This is a genomic window from uncultured Capnocytophaga sp. (assembly GCF_938029845.1).
Classification (GTDB): Bacteria; Bacteroidota; Bacteroidia; order Flavobacteriales; family Flavobacteriaceae; genus Capnocytophaga.
Genome location: NZ_CALHGG010000160.1, coordinates 1 through 5,500, shown reverse-complemented (window position 1 = coordinate 5,500; position 5,500 = coordinate 1). Strand labels below are relative to the sequence as shown.

The following is a 5,500-nucleotide window of genomic DNA, read 5'->3' as shown; positions in this document are numbered from 1 at the left end:
GCTAATGAGATAGGTTTTGTAAGGGCTTCCTTACTTAGCTTGAACTTATAATCACTTACCTCATCTATGATTTTTCCTTTTTTTACTATATTCTGTAACAAACCAATAGCTCTTACGAAGTTAGATTTACCCGAAGCATTAGCTCCATAGATAGCACTTAAGCGCAGAAAATCTACCCCATTACAATGTTTCTTATGGTGTGGCAAGTGTTCTGAATCATTGGTAAGGAGGTTGAATTCCGTTTCTTCTTCAAATGAATATAGGTTTTTTACTTGAAATCGTATAAGCATATTCTTGCTGTTTGTTCTCTGTTAAGGCTTTAGCTCCAATGGAACAAAGATAGTAAAAAAAATGAATAAATTCTATCAAATGACCGTCAAATAAAAACATATTGTTATTCTATAAGGCCATTAGAGTATTTTCTGCAAATATACAAATTAAAAATAAAAATAAAACAAAGACAAGAAACTTTTTATAAGTTCTCCTTATATTCGTTATGGGCGTTAATCATTAATCATTAAAAATTATTTGCTCCTTTCAAAAAAAAACACTACCTTTGTAGCTCATTGCAAGGAATACAATATTTAAATTTACTATAATGAAGAATTACGATGTAATTGTTATAGGAGCAGGACCTGGAGGCTATGTAGCTGCTATCCGTTGTGCTCAATTAGGAAAGAAAACCGCTATTGTGGAAAAATACAATACGCTAGGAGGTACTTGTCTCAATGTGGGCTGTATCCCTTCCAAAGCGCTATTGGACTCCACTCACTTGCTTGAAGATACGCACAAGCATGCTCCCATACATGGTATAGAAATTTCAGGAAATATCAATGTGGATTTTCCAAAAATGATAGAGCGTAAACAGGCCGTAGTGGATCAAAATACACAAGGGATTAACTTCCTTATGAAAAAAAACAATGTAGATGTATTCCACGGAAAGGCTTCATTCCTCTCCCCTACCGAACTACAAGTACAAGGTACAGATAACGAAACCCTTTCAGCAACCAACTTTATTATTGCTACAGGTTCTAAGCCTTCTACTTTGCCTTTTATCTCTATTGACAAAGAACGAGTAATCACCTCCACCGAAGCCTTAAGCCTTCGCGAGATTCCTAAACACCTAATTGTCATAGGTGGTGGGGTGATTGGCTTGGAATTGGGTCAGGTATATCTTCGCTTGGGTGCCCAAGTATCCGTAGTAGAATATGCATCAAGTATCCTCCCTACTATGGATGTGGCTATTGGAAAGGAACTAAACAAAGTGCTTAAGAAACAAGGTTTCGAATTCTATACCGACAGCAAAGTAAAAGAGGTAACCCGCACAGGCAATACTGTAACCGTGAAGGCCGATGGTCCTAAGGGTGAGATTGTTCTAGAAGGAGATTACTGCTTGGTAGCTACCGGACGCAGACCTTATACCGATGGCTTAGGCCTTGATAAGGCTGGAGTACAGCTAAACCAACGCGGACAAATAGAAGTAAACGAACACCTACAAACTAGCGCTGCCCATATCTACGCTATTGGTGATGTGATTCGTGGCGCCATGCTTGCTCATAAGGCTGAAGAGGAGGGCGTATATGTAGCAGAACTCTTGGCAGGAGAAAAGCCACATGTAAATTATGACCTTATCCCTGGCGCCGTATATACTACTCCTGAAGTAGCTGCAGTAGGAAAAACAGAACAACAACTAAAAGCCGAAGGACGTGCTTACAAGGTGGGACAATTCCCTATGCGTGCCTTAGGACGTGCCCGTGCGAGCTTGGAAACCGATGGATTCGTGAAAGTCCTAGCCGATGCCACTACCGATGAGATTCTCGGGGTACATATTCTCGGAGCGCGTGCTTCCGATCTTATTGCCCAGTCGGTAGTAGCTATGGAGTACCGTGCTAGTGCTGAGGACATTGCCCGTATCTGCCATGCACACCCTACTTATAGCGAAGCTGTGAAAGAGGCCTGCCTCGATGCTACTGCTAAAAGAGCCATACACATGTAAACGAATAATGAAAAAGTGAAGAGTGAATAGCTATTATTCATTCTTCACTTTTCTCTTTTCACTTCTAAAGTTTCTTCACGCTATGTTTCTTTGCCCAACCTATACGGCCATCAGCAACTTTAATTTTGTACCATTCCTTGACTTGGTCTAAGACTTCTACCTTGGTACCCTCGTGCAGAGCAAATACTTCCTTACTATAAGTATTAGGCTGTTCATATAGTCGCACTTCCTTATCAAAGAGAATCGCATAATGGTTGGTACCCGTATATTTGCTCACGGTTCTTCCTAGGAAAAAACTCCCTACCGAGATAAAAAATGCCACTAGCATCAGGGTAAAAAATACGCGCTTGTATATAATCTTCCTTAGAAAATAATAACAAAAGAAAAAGCCTACAAATAGGCACATGCTACCCACAGCCCAAGCCCCCCAACCACTGGGAGAGTTCCATCGGCTCAGTGTAGCCACTACACGCTGTGACCACATCTGGGGTAAGGGCACTATTTCGTCCAAGGTCATTTGCTGGGCATACTTCAGATTGGTCTGTATCGCCTTATCCTCTGGGGCAAGTTGCAACGCCTTCTCATAATAGTATATGCTACGAGCTACCTCCTCTTGCTTATAGTAGGCGTTGGCCAAGTTGTAATACAAGCTCACAGAAGCCTTACCCTTGGAGAGTATTCGCTGATAGTTATCAATAGCCACCTGATAGTCTCCACGGTTATAAGCACTTCCCGCCTGTGCGAAAAGCTCCTCATCGGTAGGCTGTGCCTTCCCCTCGTAGGGGAAAAGGTAAAGGATAAAGGGTAAAAAATATAATAGGTACTTCATAATTTAGAAAAAAGGTAAAGTTTTATATTTTACCTTTTATTTTTTGCTTTATTATAGTGAGATGATGCCTTCTATTTTTCCTGCTTCTTTATAGTAGGCGATAACCTCATCGGGGTTTTGCACTTTAAGCCGTATGGAATAGGCTATATATTTCCCAGAGGAGGAAGGTTTCTCTTCAATAGTGGCTACTGTTGTAGCAAAGACCGCCCTTATAGCCGCTTTTTTATCTTCTCCAGTAGGAAGTATAAACTTATATAGGTATTCGGTAGGGAATACAGTAGTTTTTTCTAGTTCTGATTTTAGTTTGGTGTAAAATTCTTCTATTTCTTGATTTGTCATTTTGTTAGGTATTAGTCGTTAGTGATTAGTTTTCTCCGCCGCAAAAAGTATGCCAAAAGTATCTCACACTCAATTTGTCACTTTTCTCTTTTCACTCCCATACCCAACTCTAAGTATTCGCTGGTTTCTCTTTTCTCTTTTCACTCTTCACTTTTCACCCACATACCCAGCTCCAAGTATTCGCTGGTTTCACTTTTCTCTTTTCACTCTTCACTCAAAAAGAAAAGGCTCCCTTTTGGGGAGCACTTTTCGAAAGATATGTAATGTCCAAAACCTAATTACATGGGGTTGATTGTACTTTTGATCTATAGAGTTCTGTTTTTTGGCGAGCCAAGTCTGCATTACCACCACCTGCACTAATATTGATACTTGCCTTCACATCCTCTACTTTATTGGCTGGTACTGCAATACACTCTATATGGTTAGGTGTTGTACTCTGTTCCTCTATGAATACTTTTTCTATATTACGGAAACCTCGTAGGTCTAACTTAGTTACATTTCTGTTTTCTTTGAGTATCACCTTTTTAAGGCTTACATTACTTCCTGTAATGGTTGCCATAGTACCTCCTAAGGTAATTTCTTCCAACTCTTGCATAGCTGTAAGATCCAAGGTTGTAGGTCCTTGAGGACGAAGATCTAGTTTCTTCAATCCAGTGAAGCTTTCCAAGCCCGTAATATTGGTGATATTATTATCTATCTCAAGGGTGGTAATCTTAGCTAAATCGGATTTTCTATAAGGTCCATCTACAGGATAATTTCTATAAGCATTGAAATCTACCGTTCTAAGGGTACGCCATACCAAACTTCTTAGATTGGCATCAGCTATAGTAACCACTGGGTTTTCTTCCTGAGGGGTACTATCTGCATTGGATTTGTATACACCTGTACCATCAGCTCCATTGAGGGCAGAAGCCTCAGCCTGTGTTTTTACATAGATATATCTTACCTGAGTATTGCCTAACGTAGGAGTACAAAGCCTACATGTTCTCATAATCTGGATAGCACCAGCATTGGCTTCAAGTCCATTGACAGGGACAAGGTTTATATCTCCTGCAATATTATTTCCTAAGAGGTTGATAGCAGTAAGCTTAGTAAGTCCGTCAAAGAAAGTCACTGGGAGTGCGGTAAGGTTATTCCTTTCCAATGAAAGTTCCTTAAGTTCTGTAGCTTCTGTAATGGTGACTTTATTTAAGTTACCATTGACTATACTTATACGAGTAAGCTTAGGGAAACTCTTTACTGCTAACTCTTCTAAAGTGGTATTGGTTATATCCAATGTTTCCATATTAGGGAAGTCAGTCAAAGAGAAGTTCTTATCAGTAAGGTCATTGGTCCGACCTTCTCCAGGGAAAATACGCAAAGCAGAAATATTCTTGAATTTTTCTAAGCCTTTTAAGGATTGTACTCCTGGTAATGTTATATCAATACGTTTTGTATAAGCCAATGCTTCAGAGATACTGATCTCACCATCTCCATTCCTATCTGGCCCTGTATTTCCAATAGCTATAATGGCTGTTTTCACTACAGGATCAAACTCTATAAGCTGATCTACCTCTCCTGTAGCAGTATATTTGTTTGTTCTCTCTGAATTATTTAGGGCTGTAGCCTTCGCCACATCGGAAACTATTATTTTCTGTAATTGAGGATTATTATTATTGGCAACAATATTGATCTTGCCATTCTGTAAGTTAGTCGATTTTGAAAGGTCTAACGTTCCTGAAAGCTGATTGCCTGTCAAGTCTATCTGCTTAAGTTTACTAAGTGATTCTAAATGTACTGTAGTAAGCTTATTACTTTTGGCTTCCAGTACTGTTATGTTACTAAAAAGCTCTACTCCATCTAAGTAATCTATATCAGCATTAGATACTCTAAGGGCTTGTACTGCTCTTACTTCTGTGATACTTATCTTCCCGTCACCATTTCCATCTACACTTCCATTATTGTTTCCTGTAGCAAGGAGAGCTGCTCTGAACTTGGGATCACGAATGTAAACTTCTCCATCTACCTCCTTCCATACTCCTTGCTTTTTTTCATATACTATATCTATTTTAGTATTGACAAAAAAGTCATTATTTTCTCCTGAAGAAGGTTTTGGTGAATTAGTTCCTAGATAGATTTTATTACCTGAATTATAATCTTTTAATGACTGTATAGCTGTATAAGTTTTACCCTCACGCTTAAAAAGTATTCTAGAGGTTTTATTAAAATAATACTTATTAATGGTATCATTTGGATAGCCCGCTCCTTCTGATATGGTGGTATCTAAGGGGGTTTCCTTAGGTTTAAACTCAGGATCCTTGTTGTCCTTGTTGCAACTTACAGCAAGGGTTGCTGCT

The 5,500-nt window shown here is 39.3% G+C and carries 5 protein-coding genes; 1 reads left to right on the top strand and 4 read right to left on the bottom strand.

Annotated features, from left to right (window positions below):
• On the bottom strand, positions 1–290 hold a 290-nt coding region (locus tag Q0625_RS12000), incomplete at its 3' end, for an AAA family ATPase (RefSeq protein ID WP_298827641.1).
• A 308-nt stretch (positions 291–598) separates the two neighbouring features.
• Between Q0625_RS12000 and lpdA the strand changes: the two genes are divergently transcribed.
• Positions 599–1,996: a dihydrolipoyl dehydrogenase gene (lpdA, locus tag Q0625_RS11995; RefSeq protein WP_298827639.1), complete on the top strand. Its 1,398-nt coding sequence runs from the start codon at positions 599–601 to the stop codon at positions 1,994–1,996.
• A 64-nt stretch (positions 1,997–2,060) separates the two neighbouring features.
• On the opposite strand, the gene Q0625_RS11990 is transcribed toward lpdA, so the two are convergent.
• From Q0625_RS11990 to Q0625_RS11980, 3 genes are all read right to left on the bottom strand, one after another.
• Positions 2,061–2,825: an SH3 domain-containing protein gene (locus Q0625_RS11990; protein ID WP_298827637.1), complete on the bottom strand. Its 765-nt coding sequence runs from the start codon at positions 2,823–2,825 to the stop codon at positions 2,061–2,063.
• Between the two features lie 51 nt (positions 2,826–2,876).
• The gene (locus tag Q0625_RS11985; RefSeq protein ID WP_298827635.1) at positions 2,877–3,164 is read right to left on the bottom strand and encodes a DUF493 domain-containing protein; all 288 of its coding nucleotides are present in this window, start codon (positions 3,162–3,164) and stop codon (positions 2,877–2,879) included.
• A 274-nt stretch (positions 3,165–3,438) separates the two neighbouring features.
• On the bottom strand, positions 3,439–5,500 hold a 2,062-nt coding region (locus tag Q0625_RS11980; RefSeq protein WP_298827633.1), incomplete at its 5' end, for a leucine-rich repeat domain-containing protein.

What these genes read in the sequence shown, in the direction of transcription:
- Q0625_RS11990 (WP_298827637.1), bottom strand. Translation starts at nt 2,825, where the DNA reads ATGAAGTACCTATTATATTTTTTACCCTTTATCCTTTACCTTTTCCCC.
- lpdA (WP_298827639.1), top strand. Translation starts at nt 599, where the DNA reads ATGAAGAATTACGATGTAATTGTTATAGGAGCAGGACCTGGAGGCTAT.
- Q0625_RS11985 (WP_298827635.1), bottom strand. Translation starts at nt 3,164, where the DNA reads ATGACAAATCAAGAAATAGAAGAATTTTACACCAAACTAAAATCAGAA.